General features: G+C 65.5%; 12 protein-coding genes. 5 read left to right on the forward strand and 7 right to left on the reverse strand.

What is annotated here, in order from left to right; translation table 11 throughout:
• Nucleotides 1-20 precede the first annotated feature (20 nt).
• Complete coding sequence (locus J2848_RS33275) at nucleotides 21-1,127, reverse strand: GGDEF domain-containing protein (protein WP_246194418.1); 1,107 nt, start codon at nucleotides 1,125-1,127, stop codon at nucleotides 21-23.
• A gap of 515 nt (nucleotides 1,128-1,642) precedes the next feature.
• On the opposite strand from J2848_RS33275, the gene J2848_RS33280 reads away from it, so the two are divergent.
• The 3 genes from J2848_RS33280 to uxuA all read left to right on the forward strand — a co-directional run bounded on the left by J2848_RS33280 (nucleotide 1,643) and on the right by uxuA (nucleotide 5,940).
• Nucleotides 1,643-3,016, forward strand: a complete 1,374-nt coding sequence (locus tag J2848_RS33280; protein ID WP_149235051.1) for an MFS transporter — start codon at nucleotides 1,643-1,645, stop codon at nucleotides 3,014-3,016.
• A 160-nt stretch (nucleotides 3,017-3,176) separates the two neighbouring features.
• Nucleotides 3,177-4,700, forward strand: coding sequence for a mannitol dehydrogenase family protein (locus J2848_RS33285; protein ID WP_149235050.1), 1,524 nt, complete (start codon nucleotides 3,177-3,179; stop codon nucleotides 4,698-4,700).
• A 49-nt stretch (nucleotides 4,701-4,749) separates the two neighbouring features.
• Nucleotides 4,750-5,940 carry a mannonate dehydratase gene (gene uxuA, locus J2848_RS33290; RefSeq protein ID WP_149235049.1) on the forward strand — a complete coding sequence of 397 codons (1,191 nt, stop codon included), beginning with the start codon at nucleotides 4,750-4,752 and terminating at the stop codon, nucleotides 5,938-5,940.
• 49 nt (nucleotides 5,941-5,989) lie between these two features.
• Here the strand turns inward: uxuA and J2848_RS33295 are convergent, their stop codons facing one another.
• The 6 genes from J2848_RS33295 to J2848_RS33320 form a co-directional block, all read right to left on the reverse strand.
• Nucleotides 5,990-8,524, reverse strand: a complete 2,535-nt coding sequence (locus J2848_RS33295; RefSeq protein WP_211103333.1) for a bifunctional diguanylate cyclase/phosphodiesterase — start codon at nucleotides 8,522-8,524, stop codon at nucleotides 5,990-5,992.
• Between the two features lie 533 nt (nucleotides 8,525-9,057).
• On the reverse strand, nucleotides 9,058-11,469 hold the full coding sequence (locus J2848_RS33300) for an FIST N-terminal domain-containing protein (RefSeq protein WP_170307275.1): 2,412 nt from the start codon (nucleotides 11,467-11,469) through the stop codon (nucleotides 9,058-9,060).
• A gap of 92 nt (nucleotides 11,470-11,561) precedes the next feature.
• A complete protein-coding gene (locus tag J2848_RS33305) occupies nucleotides 11,562-12,941 on the reverse strand; it encodes a hypothetical protein (protein ID WP_149235046.1) in 1,380 nt (459 codons plus the stop codon).
• A 24-nt stretch (nucleotides 12,942-12,965) separates the two neighbouring features.
• Entirely contained in the window at nucleotides 12,966-13,364 is a 399-nt protein-coding gene (locus J2848_RS33310; RefSeq protein ID WP_149235045.1) for a response regulator, read from the reverse strand.
• Between the two features lie 219 nt (nucleotides 13,365-13,583).
• Nucleotides 13,584-14,303 (reverse strand): two-component system response regulator BtsR, encoded by a 720-nt coding sequence (btsR, locus tag J2848_RS33315; RefSeq protein ID WP_149235044.1) that lies wholly within the window; start codon nucleotides 14,301-14,303, stop codon nucleotides 13,584-13,586.
• Complete coding sequence (locus tag J2848_RS33320) at nucleotides 14,300-15,994, reverse strand: sensor histidine kinase (protein ID WP_149235043.1); 1,695 nt, start codon at nucleotides 15,992-15,994, stop codon at nucleotides 14,300-14,302. Before J2848_RS33320 ends, btsR begins: the two co-directional genes overlap by 4 nt.
• Nucleotides 15,995-16,367: 373 nt before the next feature.
• Here J2848_RS33320 and J2848_RS33325 point away from each other — a divergent pair, with 373 nt between their 5' ends.
• Nucleotides 16,368-17,642, forward strand: coding sequence for a serine/threonine transporter (locus J2848_RS33325; protein ID WP_149235042.1), 1,275 nt, complete (start codon nucleotides 16,368-16,370; stop codon nucleotides 17,640-17,642).
• A gap of 147 nt (nucleotides 17,643-17,789) precedes the next feature.
• Nucleotides 17,790-19,196: an L-serine ammonia-lyase gene (locus J2848_RS33330; RefSeq protein WP_149235041.1), complete on the forward strand. Its 1,407-nt coding sequence runs from the start codon at nucleotides 17,790-17,792 to the stop codon at nucleotides 19,194-19,196.
• Nucleotides 19,197-19,298 lie beyond the last annotated feature (102 nt).

Consider the following 19,298-nt stretch of genomic DNA (forward strand, 5'->3'; position numbering starts at 1 on the left):
CCTCCTTCATGATGTTCCCCTCAGGAAACGGGCACAGGCTCCTTCACACCGGCCTCGCGATGGCGGCAGACCCGGTCCCGGCCACCCTGCTTGGCCTGATAGAGCGCCATGTCGGCCGCCTTGATCATCACGTCGGCACGGTCGATGTCGGGCGTCAGGGTCGAAACCCCGATGCTGACCGTCACATGCAGGATCGCGCCGTCCTGTGGAATGGCGAGGTCGCGGACGGCGCAACGCAGGCGTTCGGCAAGCAGGGCCGCTCCGTCGACCGGCGCATTGGGAAGCAGGATGGCGAACTCCTCGCCGCCGAAACGGGCGACGAGGTCGCTCTGCCGCACGCTGCGCTGAAGCAGCCGGCTGAGCGCCACCAGCACCACGTCGCCGGCATCATGCCCGCGGGTGTCGTTCACCTCCTTGAAATGGTCGATGTCCAGCATCAGCAGGGACACCGGCGTGTCGTGGCGCAGCGCGCCGGCCACGGTCCGATCGATCGCCGCGAAAAACGCCCGGCGATTCGCCAGACCGGTCAGAGGGTCGCTCAGCGCAGCGTCCCGCAGCATCTTTTCCGTATCAACGCGGCGGCACTCGCGTCCCAGCATCGTGCCCAGCATCAGGATGCCCCCCACCGTGAACAGCGCGATGGGCAGCCCGCCGTTGACGAAGATCGGAAATGCGACCTCCCAAGGCAGCACGAAGATGCTGAGCGAGTGGAGTGCCGCGACCGGAGCCAGGACGAACAGCGGCCTTGCGGTTCGCCAGCCCGGCACGGGAACCAGCCACCAGACCAGCAGCCCCGCGGCACCGGCCATCAGAATCCCGACTACACCCGGCATAACGCCGGCCCCGCCGACCGCAGCGCGCGCGGCCGACACGAGTCCGGCGGCCAGTATGGCCGCCAGCGGTCCGCCGAAGGGCGCGGCCAGCACCACCGGCACCGTCTTGACGTCCAGATTGATGCCGGGAAGGATGGGGACCGACTGCAGCATGGCCGTCACGCCACCGGCACCGAACAGCAGGCCCAGGCAAAGCTGGCGTAACCAGGGCCGATCACCCAGCCGGTGCAGGACCGTTCCATAGATCAGCGTCATCAGCGCCAGCAGCCCGACGCCACCCGCAAGTGCGGTCATGATCGTTCCCGTGGCGCTGTGTTCCTCCACCTGCGGCTCCCCTTTGAGTGTGCAGTGGCCGATCTTCCGCCAATCATCTTTTGCGCATACTCTGGTATTATACATTGGGGTTTGCCCCAAATGTTGGCCAATCACGAAGCCCGAAGCCGGCGACAAAGCCGGAGGGCCAAGCCAGGGTTCGCCGCGATTTCGCATAGGCGCCGCCTGACGATATGCCGCAGATGGTGTGGTTGACCAACGAGGACCGGCGCAACTACCATACCAGCAACTGGAATGGTAGTATGCGACGCCACGAACGGTTCCCAAGCGGCACCGCTCCCGACGATGGCCTGACTGATCCAGGAAACAGTTCTGAAACGTGCGACCGCCGCCGGACGACGCTGTGGGGCTGCCGAATGACCGGCTCCCGCGCGAAGCCATCCGGTGCGCCCAATGCGAAACAGGCCTGGCGCCTGTGTGGGGGCCGGTGTGCGGACACCGGGCGGCGGCGTGCGTCCTGGCTGGAGACGCCAATCATGAGCGAACAGATCATTGCCGACGCCGGAACCGGCCAGTCGGCGGAACCGGCCCGCCGGGCCGGCGGAATCGGCAACGCGGCAGGCAAAGCGGCGGTCACGGTGAGCAAGGCCATCGGCCGCTACCGCTGGACCATCTGCGGCCTGCTCTTCTTCTCGACCACCATCAACTACATGGACCGACAGGTCCTGGGCCTGCTGAAGTCCACGCTGATGGGCGACATGGGCTGGACCGAGTCGGACTTCGGCGACATCGTCGCCGCCTTCTCGCTGGCCTACGCCTTCGGCTATGTCGGCTGCGGCCGGCTGATGGACAAGATCGGCATCCGCATCGGCCTGCCGGCCGCCGTCGCCGGCTGGAGCTTCTTCGCCTGCGTCCATGCCTTCATGGGCAGCGTCTTCGGCTTCAAGGTGGCGCGCGCCGGCCTGGGCCTGACCGAGGGCGGCAACTTCCCGGCCTCGATCAAGGCGGTGTCGGAGTGGTTCCCGGCCAAGGAACGGGCGCTCGCCACCGGCATCTTCAACGCCGGGTCCAACGTCGGCGCCGTCGTGGCGCCGATCCTGGTGCCGATCCTGCTCGTCGCCTACGGCTGGCAGGCCGCCTTCCTGGTCACCGGCGGCATAGGCTTCTTCTGGGTCATCGCCTGGCTGCTGATCTACCGCAAGCCGGAAGACCATCCGAAGCTGACGGCGGAGGAGCTGGCCTATATCCGCAGCGATCCCGTCCAGCCGCAGGAGAACATCCCCTGGCTGAAGCTGCTGAGCTATCGCGGCACCTGGGCGAACATCGTCGGCACCTGCTTCTCGGCGCCCGTCTGGTGGTTCTACCTGAACTGGGTTCCCGGCTTCCTGAACAAGCAGTATGGCGTCAACCTGTTCGGGGCGATGCTGCCGCTGATCATCATCTACACCATGGCCGATTTCGGCAGCGTCGGCGGCGGCTGGTTCTCCTCCCATCTGATCAAGCGCGGGGTGAAGCCGCTGCGTGCCCGCAAGCTGACCTTCCTGGTCTGCGGCCTGTGCGTGCTGCCGGTGTTCTTCGCCTCGACCGTGTCCAACATGTGGCTGGCCGTTCTGCTGATCGGCATCGCCGCCTCCGCCCACCAGGGCTATTCGGCCAACGTCTACACCATCGTCTCCGACACCATGCCGCGCAACGCGGTGGGTTCGGTGGTCGGCATCGGCGGCTTCTGCGCCTACTTCGTCGGCATGTTCGTGTCGATGGGCGTCGGTCGCCTGCTGGATGCGACCAACGGCAACTATCAGGTGCTGTTCGCCATCGCGTCGGTCCTCTACCTCGTCGGTCTGGCGATCATGCACTTCATCCTGCCGAAGACCGGGTCGGGCAAGACCCCGGCCGGGATCGAGGTCTGACCTTCACGTTCACTCCGTTCCGACACTCCGGGGCGCCCTGCCCCGGAGCCTTCCCAAACAACGCCAAATCTACCGAATGACGGTGCACCGGCCCACCCGCACTGCCCCCCGGGGCAGCGGACAGGGAGACCGCCGCGACCGCCGCGACCCGGAGCCCATCATGCCCGACGCGAACACCGCCCTGCTGGCGGCCCGTCCTTCCCGAACCCGCCTTTCCGCCGCCACCCTCGACCGCCTGCCCCCAACCGTCGAGCGTCCCGCTTACGACCGCGCCGCGGTGACGCCGGGCATCGTCCATATCGGCCTCGGCGCCTTCTGCCGCGCCCATCTCGCCACCTACACCGACGATGTACTGGCGACCGGCGACACCAGCTGGGGTATCGTCGGCGTCGATCCGCTGTCGCCTGCGATCCGCGACGCGCTGAAGCCGCAGGACTGCCTCTATACCCTGCTGGTACGCGAGGAGGCACGCGACCGGCTGCGTGTCATGGGATCCTTCCTCGATGCGCTGGCCACCGCCGACCAGCTGAACGAGGTTCTGGCCCTGCTGACGAAGCCGGAGATCCGCATCGTCACCCTGACGGTGACCGAGAAGGGCTATTGCCAGGACGCCGCCACCGGCGTGCTGGACGAGGCCCATCCGCTGATCCGCGTCGACCTTGCCGATCCCGCCGCGCCGCGCAGCGTGCCCGGCCTGCTGGCGGAGGCGATCCGCCGCCGCCGCGCCGCCGGGGTGCCGCCCTTCACCGTGCTGGTCTGCGACAACCTCGCCCAGAACGGCATCAAGGTGCGCGGCATCGTCGTGCGCTATGCCGAACTCCGCGATCCGGACCTCGCCGCCTACATCGCCGGGCAGGTCAGCTTCCCCTGCACCATGGTCGACCGCATCACCCCCGCCACCCAGGACACCGACCGCGCCACGGTGGAGGACGCGACCGGATGCCATGACGCGTGGCCGGTGGTGAGCGAACCCTTCAAGCAATGGGTGATCGAGGACCGCTTCCCGCTCGGCCGTCCGGCCTGGGAAAAGGCCGGCGCCATCCTGGTCGACGACGTCCACCCGTTCGAGCTGATGAAGCTGCGCTGCCTGAACGGCGCCCATTCGCTGCTGGCCTACCTGTCGGTGATTGCCGGCATCGAGACCATCGCGGAGGCAATGGCCGATCCGCAGTTGCCGGCCGTCATGCGGCGGCTTTGGACGGAGGACCTGATCCCCACCCTGCCGCCGGTACCGGGAACCGACATCCCCGCCTACACCGCGGCACTGGAGGCGCGTTTCCGCAATCCCGGCATCCGCCACCGCACCATCCAAATCTCGTCGGACGGCTCGCAGAAGCTGCCGCCGCGCCTGCTGGAACCGGCGCGTGAGCTGTTCGCCGCCGGCAAGGCGCCGAGGGTGATCCCGCTGGCCGTCGCCGCCTGGATGCGCTTCCTGCTGGAAAAGGACGAAGCGGGCACCGCCTACACCGTCGCCGACCCGCTGGCGGCGGCGCTGACCGGCATTGCCAGCGCCCGCCGTACCGATGCCGGCGCCCTGGCCGCCGCCCTGTTCGCCATCGAGGACATCTTCGCACCGGAACTGGTGGCGGAACCCGCCTTCCGCAGCGCGGTCGTCCGCCATCTCGACAGCCTGATGAGCGTCGGCGTCGCCAAGACGCTGACCGCCTTCCTCGCCACCCCCTGACCAAACGGCGGCTTCCGCCCCCCGTACCCGCATTTGAAAGGACGACATCATGCAGGAAACCTGGCGCTGGTTCGGCCCGGACGATCCCGTCACCCTGGAGAAGGCCCGTCAGGCCGGTGCCACCGGCATCGTCACGGCTCTGCACCACATGAACCAGGGCAGCGTCTGGACACCTGAGGAAATCCAGAAGCGCCGCGCCATGGTCGAGGCCGCCGGCCTGACCTGGGCGGTGGTGGAGAGCATCGGCGTCGGCGAGGAGATCAAGACCCGCACCGGCGACTTCCGCACCAAGATCGACAATTACAAGCAGTCGATCCGCAATGTGGCGCGGGCCGGCATCCCGGTGATCTGCTACAACTTCATGGTCATCACCGACTGGAGCCGGACCAACCTGATGCACCGGCTGCCGAATGGCGGCTATGCCCTGCGCTACGACAGCGTCGATTTCGCCGCATACGACCTGTTCGTGCTGAAGCGCCGCAATGCGGAGGCCAGCTACGCCCCAGCCCACATCGCCGCCGCCAAGGCGCGGTTCGAAGGGATGACGGTGGAACAGGTGGCGGAGCTGGAACGCAACCTGATCGACTGGCTGCCGGCCCGCGACTTCGCCTATGACCGCGACAGCTTCCGCGGCATGCTGGAGCTGTACCAGGAGATCGGCGTCGAGGATCTGCGCGCCAACCTGATCGAGTTCCTGCGCGAGATCACGCCTGTGGCTGAAGAGGAAGGGGTGCGGCTGTGCATCCACCCCGATGACCCGTCCTTTCCCATCTTCGGCCTGCCGCGGGTGATGTCCACCGCGGAAGACGTGCGGGCGCTGTTCGACGCCGTGCCGCAGGAGGCCTGCGGGCTGACCCTGTGCACGGGGTCCTTCGGCTCCAACCCGAAGAACGATCTGGTGGCGATGGCGAAGGAGTTCGCCCCGCGCATCCATTTCGTCCATCTGCGCAACACCACGCACGAGCCGGACGGCTCCTTCTACGAGGCCGACCATCTCGGCGGCGACACAGACCTGATCGGGGTGGCGGCGGCGATGATCGACGAGGAGGCCCGCCGCCGGCAGGCTGGCCGCGCCGACGCCCAGATCCCGATGCGCCCGGACCATGGTCATCTGCTGGGCGACGACATCGGCCAGACGATGAACCCCGGCTATTCCTTCGTCGGGCGCCTGAAGGGGCTGGCCGAACTGCGCGGCGTGATGCGCACCATCGAAGCCTTCCGCGATAAGCGGGTGGCGTGACGGGCGACGGGACCCGTTTCCAGTGCGGGGAGACGGGTCCCGCCACCGTTCAGCTCCGTCCGTCCTCCGCCGGGGACAGCGCCCCGCCGCTCTCGGCGGCAAGCGTGGCCGGCGTCAGGTCGAACGCCTCGGCCGGAACCGGCAGGCCAAGGAAGCCGCCCTGGGCGAAACCGCAGCGAACCTCACCGGCCAACGCCTGCTGCTCCCCCGTCTCCACCCCTTCGGCGATCACCGTCAGGTTCATGCTGCGGGCCAGCGCCACGATGGCATGCACCGTTTCCTGGCTGTCGGGATTGCGGACGACATCCCGCAGGATGGCCTGATCGATCTTCAGGAACTCCACCGGCAGCCGCCGCAGATGGCCGAGCGCTGCGTAACCGGTTCCGAACCCGCTGATCGAGAAGGTGACGCCCAGCACCCGCAGGGTCTGCATCGTCCGCGTCATCTCCGCCGACGGCGCCAGCATCGTGGCCTCCGGCAGTTCCAGGATCAACCGGTCCGGCGAAGCACCATGACGGGCGAGGCAGCCGGCGACCTGCTCGTCAAAGCCGGAATGTTTCAACTGGAGGGCGGATACCGGGACTGTCAGCCGCAGCCCGGCGGCGCCGCGGCCGCGCCAGTCCGCCAGTTGCCGGCAGGCGGCATCCAGCAGCCAGGAGCCGATCTGCAGGATCAGCCCGTTCGCCTCCGCCAGATGCAGGAACTCGGTCGGGGGCAGCTGGCCACGGTCGGGATGGTTCCAGCGCACCTCCGCCTGCGCGCCGGCCAGTAAACCGCTGCCGACCTCCACCACCGGCTGAAGGAACAGCGCCAGCTGCCCCTTCGCCACCGCATCGTGCAGGTCGTTCTCCATCCACAGATGGGACAGCGCATCGGCGTCCATCGCCGGGTCGTAGAAGGTCCAGTTGGCCGTCCCCTGCCGCTTGGCATGGTACATCGCGACATCGGCGTTCTTCACCAGAAGCTCCGGGTCGGTCCCCTGTTCCGGTGCGAAGGTGACACCGATGCTGGCGGAGATGTGCAGGGTCTGGCCGGCGATGTGGAAAGGCTCGCCCAGGCTGTCGAGCAGACGGCGGGCGACCTTCTCCGCCTCGCCACGGTCACCGACTTCCGACAGGATGACGGTGAACTCGTCGCCGCCGATGCGCGCGATGGTCTCCGACCCGCGGACGCAAGCCGCCATCCGTTGCGCCGCCTCGCGCAGCAGCACGTCGCCGGTCTGATGCCCCAACGTGTCGTTGACCCATTTGAAGCGGTTCAGGTCGATGAACAGCAGCGCCATGGGTGTCCTGTCGCGGGCCGCACGGCGCAGCGCCTGGCGCAGTCGGTCATAGAACAGCGGCCGGTTGGGCAGCCCGGTCAGCGCGTCGTAATTGGCCTGATGGCGGATCGTCTCCTCCGCCCGGCGGCGGGCGGTGATGTCCTGGATTGCGGTGATCAGCCCGAGGACGTGGCCGGCGGCATCATGGAACGGTTCCCCCACCTCCTGAAGGTCGAGATAGCCGCCCCCGGGCCGGGCAACGCGGTATTCGATGTCGAAGCGCGCATTCTCCGCCCGAGCGCGGCGGTAGGTGTCCTGAATCTCCAGCCGCTGATCCGGCATCACGCGGTCGAGATAGAGCCCGACGGTCAGCGGCTCCGACCCGGCCGATGTCGACCCGGCCGACACCGATCCATTGGGCAAGCCGATCAGTTCGCGGAAATTGGCCGAGACCTCCAGCCGGTCTTCGGGCAGATGGACGGTGTAGGCCAGCTTGGCGACGCGCTGGGCCTGGGCGAGCCGCGCCTCGCTGAGGCGCAGCGGCTCCTGCCGTTTCAACCGTTGCAGCACGCGCTGGAACAGGAACAGCAGCGCCACCAGCGCCAGCACGAAACCGCCGGCATAGGGCGCGGTCTCCCGCACCAACGTGCGGCCGGGCTGTTCGGGCATCCAGGTCAGCAGGCCGAACGGCGTCCCGGCGATGCTCTGCAAGGAAAGACTGAAGATGTCGGGCGGAACCGGCCCATCGGCCGGAACCATGCGCAAATCGGCGATCCGCCGCGAAGCGGCCAGCTTCGCCAGCTCCGATTCGAGCCTCGTCAGGAAGATCTGGACCGGTTTGGCGGGATTCGGCGGAAACGGGTCATGCCCATACTCATATTCGATCACCCGGGCGCCGAAGACGAAAGGCGTCCGCCCGACATGGACGATGCCGCTGACGGGCTTCCCGGCGGAGCGCGCCGCCGCCAGCACCGCCAGCAGATCGGCCGCCTCGCGTGCAGCCGCGTCGATATCCTCGCGCAGAGCGCCGTCCTTCGATGCATAGATCAGCCCGTCCTGTCCGTTCCAGGCATAGGAGCGATCGAGCCCCCACAACCGCTCCGCATAGGGGCCGACATTGGCATTGGCCCAGACTTTGTCGAACTCGACCACCAGATGGTCGACGGCATCGTTCCACAGGCTGTATTCCTCGGCCTTCTTTCCCATCGCCGTGGTCAGATCGGCAACGGCGTCCGTGATCTCGGCCCTTGTCCGCTCCGCCGTTGCCGCATCGATCCGCCGCGCCGTCTCCAGCGCCATGAACAGCACGAACGAGACAGTCAACACAACCATGGCGACAAAAAGCAGGCCGACAATATTAAGTCGACGAGCATCGCCCGTAGCGCGGCCGAAGTTTCCTGGAGTTGGAGTGGAGATCATCGCGACGTTTACCGAATTCCGAATATCACAATTATTCTACCCCAATTCCCGTTAATTTTCCGCTTATGAGAACAGTTTGCGGGCTCAGCGTATCAATCTTTCCGCGTATCCGCGCCTTAACCGGTACGGATTTCCGCCAGTCTTGTGGGTGAATTTGGACCGGCACCCACGATCCACGATCCACGATCCACGATCCGGCGGCGATCAGAATGGTGCTGGGGGAATGGCGCCGGGCTTGCCGGCGGAAAAAGGCATACCGCGACCACGCCAACTAGAAAAGCGGCGTTCGGCATCGGGACTACCTGAAAAGCGAACCACACTCCGAGGAACGGCAGGACGAGCCTTATACCAACGGCTTTTGATCCTGACTTGTCAGGATCAAAAACTTCGCTGGTTTCGATCGGTTTGCCACACCCAATTCATTGGCTCTGATCCGATCAGGGCATGCCGGCTTCGCCGGCAGCGGCCTGTGGGCCGCTGTCCGGTTCGGAATGGGCATCGGCGGCCGGCTCCGCCACGATGGTCGGGATCAGGATGCGCATCGTGGTCCCCTGCCCCACGCGACTGTCTGCGACGATGTGCCCTCCCCAGCTGGCGACGATGCCATGGACCACCGGCAAGCCAAGTCCCGTGCCATACCCCACCGCCTTCGTGGTGAAGAAGGGGTCGAAGATTCGCGCCAATGTCGCCGCATCCATCCCACACCCGGTGTCGCGGACGATCAGCGCGGCGTAACGGCCGGCCGGGTGCGGCCATGCCCCCTCCACCGTCTTGTCAAGCTGGACGGCGTCAGCCGTAATCTCGATCAGTCCCCCCGATGACCCGATCGCGTCGGCCGCGTTCCGCACCAGATTGATCAACACCTGCGCCATCTGCGTTTCATCGGCCCGGACCAGGAGAGGAGTCGGGGTGATCCGCCAGACAAGTTCGACAGTCCGGGGAACGAGCACGTCGACCATCTCGGCCACATTATGCAGCGCCGATCCCAGTTGCAGCGGCCCCGCCTCCGTTGCTTCGGCGTGGCTGAAGGTCAGCACCTGCTGGGTGATGCGCTTGGCACGCTGTGCGGCTTCGATCACCCTGGCGAGATTTCTCTGTGCCTGGCAATCCGGCTCCACATCCTCCATGACCAGTTCCGTCAAACCGATGATCGGTTGCAGCATATTGTTGATTTCATGCGCCAGACCGCCCGCCAGACAGCCCAGGGCCTCCAGCTTCTGGGCTTCGCGCAGTTGCGCCTCCAACTCCATGCGGGTTTCGGCGGAGCGGCGGCGCTCATCGGCGAGGCGCAGTTCCGCCTCGCGCAGGCTCAACACCTCGGCCACGGCTTCCCGCTCCTCGGTCACCTGCCGGACGGCATCCAGAAGATCGTCGACCGCCGAGATGAGGGGATCGGAGCCTTGCGTGTCGCTCTGCTCGGTATAGGCACCGATCTGCTTGAAGCGCCCATAGAGCGTGACCGGGGCGTCGCTGCGACCGACCAGGTTGCGGATCAGGGTTTGCCGCAGGCGGTTCAGCATGCGCAGCCGGGTGTTCCGGGCGCGCTGGAAATAATTCTGGAAATGCCCGTAGTGGATCGGAAACCGGGCAACGTAATCGTTGGCGAATCCAGTCTGGCCCTGCGCTTTCCCCACCCCTCCGTCGAAGAAAAAAAGCGCGGTGAGCGTCTGGTTGACGTTGATGCCCAGAATTTCGCCGAAGGTCGAAAAGCCGGCCACAGGAAGATCATCGAAGACGCTCATCCCGGTCAGGCTCGGACCGTTGTTGATCCGACGCAGGACGCAGTCGTTGAGAATACCGCCAACCGGTTCCGGTTTGTCGCGCAGAAAGGCGGCGAAGTCGTTCCTCGTCTGCTCGATGAAATCGGTGGCCTCGAGCAGAAGGAGCTCGTCGCCGGCATTGACGTCGCAGAAGAAGGAGACCCGTCCCTTCGCACGGTTGATCCCGGCCACCGAGCGCACGAAGAGCCCGCTGTCCAGCTCGACAGCGAAGGTATGGGAAACCAGCAGGCGTTCGAGTTCGTCGGCATGGCACCGCAGGCTCCGGCACAGCGCCTCGACGAAGCCGGTGACCTCCAGGCTGTCGGGATCGATGACGCTCGTCACCGTGCGCCGGATCGGGTCGCAGTCGAGGATCGTGAAAGACAGTCCGGTCTTGCGGAAATTCTGTGATTTGAAGACTCCGTAGCGTTTGCCCGGAGCCATTCGCACGAATGCGATGACCGCATGATTGTTCAGCACCTGGCTGCCGTTGTAAACCCAGGTGTCCTGGAAATCCAAGGTTCCGCCAGCCGAGCCGCCGACGAACAGCACCGGGAAGCGGCCGCACGCGTAGATCGCCTCCATCAGGCAGCTCTCGCTGGCGGACAGCCCGTCGATGAACAGCAGCGCCACGGTGTCGTGGCAATCGAGCGGGAATGCCGGATCGATCGCCTCCAGCTCCTGGCGGATCGCATCGATGCGCTGTTCATGGGAGAGACGGATGCGTCCCGCCCGGACATCTTCGCTGTGCAAGGGAACGCTGTGGATGCTCACATCGGCGAACAGGGGTCGGCTGAAGGCCTGCAGGACGATGCCGTCCGGCCGCTCTCCGGGATGATAGAGCCCTCCGGGCACTCCCGAACACAGCTCTCCCGCCGTCGACACCAGCACCAGCCTGCTTTGCGGATCGAGCGACGAGCGCAAGCCCTCCGCGATCTTTGCAAAGGGAAGCTCCGGCGACACGAAGCCGAGGACGAAAGCCGGCGGACCGGCGTCGAAGGCGAGCAGCTTCGGCACGTCGTCGAGACCGGCGGCATCGGTGACAAGGGTCTTGATGAAGCCGTTCGAATGCCCAAGGGCACTTGGCATGGTGGAACCTCCTGTCATGAGAGCTCACCACGGAATGGTCGGGGGCAGACCAGCTGTCCGAGGGCCCGGCTGTCCGAGCAGCCGGCCGCCGGTCAGCGCACGGCCTCGCGCAGGAACAGATCCTGCCAGCCGAACCGCAGCATGTGCTGGGGGATTTCGCCGGCGCGACCGATCCGGTCGCCGGCGATCAGCGTCGCCCCGGCCGCCCGTGCAGCGACCGCAAGACTGGTCGAGGTGATGCCGACAATGCAGGTTTTCAGACTGGCCCGCTCCGCCGCCGCGACGAAGCTGTTCATGTCCTCCATGATCCTGGCCTCGGTGCCGCGGTCGGACGCGATCATGGTGGTCAGGCCGGTCAGGCCGGTTCCCGACAGGCTGGCGAAGCTCTGTTGCCGGCATTCCACGCGCATGAACGTCCAGCGGCAGAAAGGCCGCACCTCGTTGACCAGCTCACTCATCCGGCCGTTGGGCACACCGGCGGGGAAACGCAGGAATTCGAAGACGAGAAAGGGGCGCAGATAGTCCGGCACCGACTGGCAGATCGCCAGATACTCCTGCCGGCTGCGGCGCGCCGCCAGCGTCTCGAAACAGACGGGCACCGACACCATCAGGCGGAACTTGTTGCGGAACAGCTCGTCCAGAATCTCGACCGTGTCGGCCAGGGTGTCGATGTCGACCTTGGCCAGCTGCTGCGGTTCGGTGATCGCCGACAGCGCCATCATCCCTTCGACCGAGGTCCCATCGGGAAAACGGCGGACCGGTGTGCACATGTAGGTGGAGATCACCTGCCGGCCGACGTCCCACAACGGGCGGTACATGGTCCCGATCTGCGCCATCTCCAGCTGTGACAGCTTCAGCCTGCGCGCCTCCTCCGCCCCGATCGCGGCGGATGCCGGCGGTGCCGCCGGGCCGCCTGCCCGTTCCGCCGGACCGCGCGTTTCCACCGTCTGCTCGACGGCCGAAAGAAGGTCCGCGACGGAAGCATGTTCAAACATCAACTTTCCATCCACGGCGCCAACGGCGGTGGAGACGGTGATGTCGGCCAGCTTGGGGTCGCCCAGGAAAAGCCGGTACAGTTCTTCGGCGATCTTGGCGCAGACAAGCGACGCCGCCGCTCGGCTCAGCGTCGCGAAAACGATGATGTATTCGCCGTCACCGCTGCGGAACTGGACGTCCTTGTCGCCAATTTGACGGCTGATGATGCGGTCCGCGGAACTGTGAACGCGGTCGCGCAATTCATCCCAGCTGGACCCGAGGCTCGCACGCAGGCTGTCGAAGTTCAGCATATGGATCCGGCCGGCGGAGAGCAGCTGCGGCTGGGACAGCAGAGCCTTCAGCCGCCGTTCCAGGTCCCTCATCCGCTCGATATCCGCATCGTGCGTCACCACGCCCCGCGCCGACGGGGACGTTGCCGCAGGCTCCTCCTCGACGAACCAGTTCCGGAGCTTTTCCCCCAACGACAGTCCAAGCATGACCTTATCCTCTTAGTGCCGACGTCAGCCGGGACGTGCGGAACGCGCGATGGAGTGGTTGGGCAGGCAGCGTGCGACCATGGCCAACAGCTGATCGCGTGTGAACGGCTTCCCCAGGACATGGTCGGCGCCCATTTGTTCGGCGACCTTCAGCAGTTCCATGGCGTGGCTGCGTCCGCCACCCGAAATGGCGATGATTTTCATGCCCGGCATCGAGCGGCGGATTTGCATGATCGTACCGATTCCATCCGCCCGCGGCATGATCAGGTCGCAGATGACCAGATCGACGGTGCTGGCCCGCAACAGACGTAGGCCCTCCTCGCCATCCTGCGCCTCGATCACCGTCATGGACTGCCGCTCCAGGAACTGGCGAAGAACCAGACGGACCATGTCCTCGTCATCGATCACGAGTACTGTCGGCATCATCGCCTCCCGATACGCGTGGGCTTTCCGGTCGTGCCCGATGGAAGAATGCGCGTGAGGCCGTTGCCAGAGCGTTAACGTCTGGACTGGGGCACTGCCGACGGTTGCGTAACACTCCGGCCTTGGTGACCGGTACCACCGGTCACCAAGGCCGGAGGTGATCACCGCATCGGCGCTATACCGCCAGCTTCCAACCGATCCATTCCACCGACGTCCCGATCAGAGAATCCCGAGCCGCTCCTTGATCTGCGGGAAGAAACGCCGGCTGACGGGAATGTTCTGCCCGCGTCTCGTCCTGATCTCCGCCAGGCCATTCTCCAGAAAATTGATCTTCTCAATGAAGTCGATGTTCACGAGATATTGCCTGTGGCAGCGCAGCAGAGGCGTCCGGTCCTGCAGAATATGCAGCGGCAGCTCGGTCGGCAGTTCGCTGCCGTCGGTGGTGACCACACAGACGCCGCTGACGCCGGAGGCCACATACTCGACCTCCTCCATCCTCACCAGCTGGACATGGTGCTGTCCGAAACACGGGATCTGGCGGAGCTGGCTGGCGCCCGGAAGCTCGCCGATCTTCTGTGGCCCGCGGTTGCGGCGGAGGCGCTCCAGGGTCTTTTCGAGGCGGGTCTGGTTGACCGGCTTCAGCAGGTAATCGAAGGCATGCTGCTCGAACGCCTGCACGGCATACTCATCGTAGGCGGTCAGGAAGACGATGTGCGGCATCTTCTCATGGTCGAGCATGCTCAGCATTTCGATGCCGCTCACCCGCGGCATCTGGATGTCCAGGAACACGAGTTCGGGCTTTTCCCGGTTGATCACACCGATGGCGTCGATGGCGTTGCTGCATTCGGCGATGATGGCGATGTCGTCGGCCTTCGAGAGGACGCGACGAAGCTCCTTGCGGGCCAGCGGCTCGTCATCGACGATGAGGGCGGTGATCATTTGGATGCGGCCTCCAGCGGAACCCGGATCGTGATGCGGGTGAAGACATCCCGGTCGGACGCGACGGTAACACCATAGGACGGGCCGAAACAGTTCCTGATGCGGCGGTCCACCAAACTCATGCCAAGCCCCTGCCCGGCCGGCTTCGGCTCGTAGAGTCCGGCGTTGTCCTGCACGTCGATGACAAGCTGATCGCCGTCCTCGCGGGCGCTGATCGCGACATGTCCCGGACGGAGTTGCTGCGACGTGCCATGCTTGATCGCGTTCTCGACGACCGGCTGAAGCGTGAAGGCCGGCAGCCGTACGCGGCCGAGACTGTCGGGGATGTCGATGTCCACCGTCAGGCTGTCGGAAAAGCGTGCCCGCTCGATCTGGAGATAGGCGTTCACATGCTCGATCTCTTCCGCCAGCGAGGCGATCTCGCTGGGGCGCTTGAGGTTCATGCGGAAGAAGGTGGACAGGTCGCCGATCAGGTCGCGCGCCTTCTCAGGTTCGTCGCAGGTGACAGCGGCGATGGTGTTCAGCGCGTTGAACAGGAAATGCGGGTTGACCTGGGCATGCAGGAGCTTGATTTCCGCCTGCGCCAGCAACGCCTTCTGCTGTTCGTAGCGGCCGGCCAGGATCTGGCTCGACAGCAGCTTGGCGATGCCTTCGCCCAGTGTCCGGTTGATGGTGGAGAACAGCTTGGTCTTCGGCTCATACAGCTTGATCGTGCCGATGACGTGGCTGTCCTCGCCGACCAGCGGGATGACCAGCGATGCCCCCAGCGGGCAGGTCGGGCTGATCGAGCATTGATAGGCCACCTCGTTGCCGTCGGCGTAGGTGACCTCGTTGTGTGCGATGGCGTCCAGCGTGTTCAGCGACGAGATCGGCGTGCCGGGAAGATGGTGGTCGTCGCCGATGCCGATGAAGGCGAGGATCTTCTCGCGGTCGGTGATGGCAACCGCACCCACCCCGGTCTCCTCATAGATGATTCGCGCGACGGTCATGCTGTTTTCCTGATTGAAGCCCCGGCGCAGCACGCCGTCGGCGCGCGCGGCGATGGCCAGCGCCTTGGCGGAGAACAGGCTGGACTGCCGCTCGATCAGGGCACGGCGGTCGATCAGGATGCCCATGAACAGCGCGGCCCCCAGTGAGTTGGCGATCAGTTCCGGCACCGCGATCAGCCGGACGATCTCCAGCGTCTGGTCGAAGGGCTTCGCCACCGCAAGGTCGATCAGCAACTCCAACAGCACACCGGCGAAGGTCAGGGCGCCGGCCTTGACCGGATCGAACAGGGTGCGGACCTTGCCCTTCCGGATCAGGTGGCGGTGCATCAGACCGCCCAGCATTCCCTGCACGACGATGTCGATGCCGGCGGCGAGCGCGAAGGCCCCGCCCAGCGAATAGCGGTGCAGCCCGCCGGTGATGCCGACCCCGAGCCCGACCAGCGGCCCGCCGAGAAGGCCGCCGAGCACCGCGCCGATCGCCGGCGTGTTGGCAATGGCATGGACCACCGGCATGCCGAGGATGGTCCCCATGATGCAGAACAGGGAAAAGATGACGTAGCAGGCCAGCTTGTGCGGCGGCCGGATCGTGGCGTGCGTCAGCGGAATGAAGATCTTCGTTCGGCTGAGCAGATAGGCCACCACGAGATAGACGCACATCTGCTGGAGAAGGACCAGCGAGAGGCCCACGGGATCAATTTGCATCGGTCAGGACTCCCTGCACCTGCGCGTCCGGGCCGTCCGGAACGGGCGGGCGAGCGACGGCTTATGCTTGGTTGAGGCGCTTGGTTTGGCCCATCCGCGACCGAAAGGCCAGGGGGAAGCGGCAGCGCACAACGGGCTGGAGATGCGGCGAAACGTACCGCCCGCCACGCCGCCTGCCCCTCTTCTCACACCGTTCGCCTCCGGCGGCCTCCGCTCACTTTTCCATTCCGCCGCTCATTTCGCTATTCCACCGCTCCTGAGTTCGGCCAGGAATTGCCAGCGGGGCGTTGATAGGCTTCCTCCAGGTCAACAAAGCGCAGCCTTACCGCGATGGCTTGAAGATCCACGATGGAAGGCATGCTGGAGGCAGAAAATGGTCAGCATCTCAACGGAATCCACGAGAATTGGCAATCCTCCGCTGCCGTGGACCAGGCATGACACCATGTGGATGCTTGGGCTGTTCGGAACCGCCATTGGCGCAGGGACGCTTTTTCTTCCCATCAATGCCGGTCTTGGCGGCTTCTGGCCTCTGGCGGTCATGGCGGTCATCGCCTTCCCCATGACCTATCTGGCCCATCGGGGGCTATGCCGCTTCATCCTGTCCTCGTCGAAACCGGGCAGCGACATCACCGAGGTCGTGACCGAGCATTTCGGCAGCACCGCGGGCAAGCTCATCACCCTGCTGTATTTCTTCACCATCCTGCCGATCCTGCTGATCTATGGCGTCGGCCTGACCAACACGGTCCAGAGCTTCCTGGTGCATCAGTTGGGCATGGTGCCGCCACCCCGCATCCTGCTGTCGCTCGGCCTGATTCTCGGACTGATGGGCGTCATCAAGCTGGGCGAACAGATGGTCGTCCGGGTCATGAGCTGGCTCGTCTACCCCTTCGTCGTGGTCCTGATGGGCATCGGCCTCTATCTCGCCCCCGACTGGAACGGCGCGATCCTCGATCAGGTGCCGACCGCCGGGCAGTTCAGCCTGACGCTGTGGCTCAGCATCCCGGCCCTGGTGTTCTCCTTCAACCATTCCCCGGCGATCTCGCGGTTCGTCGTCGCCCAGCAGAACCACTATGGCGAAGAGGCGGAATCCCAGACCACCCGTATCGAGAAATACGCGGTCGTCATGATGGTGCTGGTCGTCCTGTTCTTCGTCTTCAGCTGCGTCTTCAGTCTGAGCCCGCAGGAGCTGGCCGACGCGAAGGCCCAGAACATCTCCATCCTGTCCTATCTCGGCAACAAGTTCGACAACCCGCTGATGGCGCTGCTGACCCCGGCCGTTGCCTTCGTGGCGATCACCAAGTCCTTCTTCGGCCATTATCTCGGCGCCCGCGAAGGTCTGAACGGGCTGATCTCCCAGCATCTGCGCGGCCAGGGCAAGCCGGTCGACGACAAGGCGATCAACCGCTTCAGCGCACTGTTCATGGTCGCCACCGTCTGGATCGCCGCCACCCTGAACCCCAGCATCCTCGGCATGATCGAATCGCTTTGTGGTCCCATCATCGCCGCCCTGCTCTTCATCATGCCGATGTACGCGATCCGCAAGGTGCCGGCGATGCGCAGATATGCCGGCCAGCCGGGCAACGTGGTGGTGATCTTCATCGGCAGCGTCGCGATCTCCGCCATCCTCTACTCCCTGCTCAGCCTCTGACGCCCACCCTGCTTCCCCTTCGGGTGGCGCCCCGTCCACGGATGACGGGACGCCGCCCGAAGCGGTGAAACGAAGAACCGGCCGGGCAATTCCCCGGGCATATCTCCCCGGGCATCGCCAGAGTCGACCACAGGAAGGAAGCAAGCCATGATCAGCATGTTCGACCTCTACAAGGTCGGTATCGGCCCCTCCAGTTCGCATACGGTGGGACCGATGAGGGCGGCCAAGCAGTTCGTGGACGCTCTGCGCTCCTGTGGCGGCGTCGATGCCGCCACCCGTGTCGCGGTCGACATCTACGGTTCGCTGGCGCTGACCGGCAAGGGTCATCACACCGACGTCGCCCTGATGCTGGGCCTCGCCGGCAACCTGCCGGACAGCGTCGCCATCGACACCATCCCCGCCTTCCTCCAGCAGGTGCGCAATTCGCAGCGCCTTCCGCTTGGCCAGGAGGGCAGATTAATCGACTTCCCGCCGACCGCCATCACCTTCCACCGCTCCAACCTGCCCCGGCACGAGAACGGCATGACGATCCAGGCCTTCGACGGCGAGCGGCTCCTGCTTGGCAAGACCTATTATTCGATCGGCGGCGGCTTCGTCGTCGACGACGAGAGTTTCGGCAGGCAGAGCGGAGAGGAGGCGGAGCTTCCCTATCCCTACGCCTCGGCCGCCGATCTGCTGGCCCATTGCCGCAAGACCGGCCTGTCCTTCTCCGGACTGATCCTGCGGAACGAACTCAGCCTGCACAGCCATCAGGAGATCCGGGACTATTTCTCCAACATCTGGCAGACGATGCGCGCCTGCATGGAGCGTGGCATGACAACGGAGGGCGTGCTGCCGGGGCCGATGCGGGTTCCCCGCCGGGCCGCCCTGCTGCGCCGCCAGCTGGCGTCGTCGGAAGCGCTGTCGCGCGATCCGATGAATGTCGTCGACTGGGTCAACATGTTCGCCTTCGCCGTGAACGAGGAGAATGCGGCGGGCGGCCGCGTCGTCACCGCACCGACGAACGGCGCCTGCGGCATCGTCCCGGCGGTGCTCGCCTATTATCACAATTTCATCAAGCCGGTGGATGAGGACGCCTGCGTCCGCTTCTTCCTGGCCTCCGCCGCCATCGGTGCCCTCTACAAGAGGAACGCGTCGATCTCCGGTGCCGAGGTCGGCTGCCAGGGCGAAGTCGGCGTCGCCTGCTCGATGGCGGCAGGCGGTCTGGCCGATCTGATGGGCGGCAGTCCCGAACAGGTGTGCGTGGCCGCCGAGATCGCCATGGAGCACAATCTCGGCCTGACCTGCGACCCGGTCGGCGGACAGGTGCAGATTCCCTGCATCGAACGCAATGCCATGGGCGCCATGAAGGCCATCAACGCGACGCGCATGGCCCTGCACCGGACCAGCGAGCCGCTCGTCTCACTCGACAAGGTCATCGAGACGATGTTCGAGACCGGCAAGGACATGGATCCGAAATACCGTGAGACATCCTGTGGCGGTCTTGCCGTCAAGGTCGTCGCGCTGACCCCGCGCTCGGCGCAGGACGCCGACAGCACCAACTGGGCGGCTTGACGCGGCCCGCACCGTGACTCTGCCCGCACCGTCCTGTCTGAGCTGATGTGGTGGACGGCCCTTCCACCATCCGGGATCGGTGGCAAGCTGATGCCGTCGAAG

The sequence above is a fragment of the Azospirillum lipoferum genome, from assembly GCF_024170005.1.
Lineage (GTDB): Bacteria > Pseudomonadota > Alphaproteobacteria > Azospirillales > Azospirillaceae > Azospirillum > Azospirillum lipoferum.

Bases quoted from the DNA above. Each gene is read 5' to 3' on its own strand.
- J2848_RS33275 (WP_246194418.1), bottom strand. From the start codon at position 1,127: ATGACCGCACTTGCGGGTGGCGTCGGGCTGCTGGCGCTGATGACGCTG.
- J2848_RS33280 (WP_149235051.1), top strand. From the start codon at position 1,643: ATGAGCGAACAGATCATTGCCGACGCCGGAACCGGCCAGTCGGCGGAA.
- J2848_RS33285 (WP_149235050.1), top strand. From the start codon at position 3,177: ATGCCCGACGCGAACACCGCCCTGCTGGCGGCCCGTCCTTCCCGAACC.
- uxuA (WP_149235049.1), top strand. From the start codon at position 4,750: ATGCAGGAAACCTGGCGCTGGTTCGGCCCGGACGATCCCGTCACCCTG.
- J2848_RS33300 (WP_170307275.1), bottom strand. From the start codon at position 11,469: ATGCCAAGTGCCCTTGGGCATTCGAACGGCTTCATCAAGACCCTTGTC.
- J2848_RS33305 (WP_149235046.1), bottom strand. From the start codon at position 12,941: ATGCTTGGACTGTCGTTGGGGGAAAAGCTCCGGAACTGGTTCGTCGAG.
- J2848_RS33310 (WP_149235045.1), bottom strand. From the start codon at position 13,364: ATGCCGACAGTACTCGTGATCGATGACGAGGACATGGTCCGTCTGGTT.
- btsR (WP_149235044.1), bottom strand. From the start codon at position 14,303: ATGATCACCGCCCTCATCGTCGATGACGAGCCGCTGGCCCGCAAGGAG.
- J2848_RS33320 (WP_149235043.1), bottom strand. From the start codon at position 15,994: ATGCAAATTGATCCCGTGGGCCTCTCGCTGGTCCTTCTCCAGCAGATG.
- J2848_RS33325 (WP_149235042.1), top strand. From the start codon at position 16,368: ATGGTCAGCATCTCAACGGAATCCACGAGAATTGGCAATCCTCCGCTG.
- J2848_RS33330 (WP_149235041.1), top strand. From the start codon at position 17,790: ATGATCAGCATGTTCGACCTCTACAAGGTCGGTATCGGCCCCTCCAGT.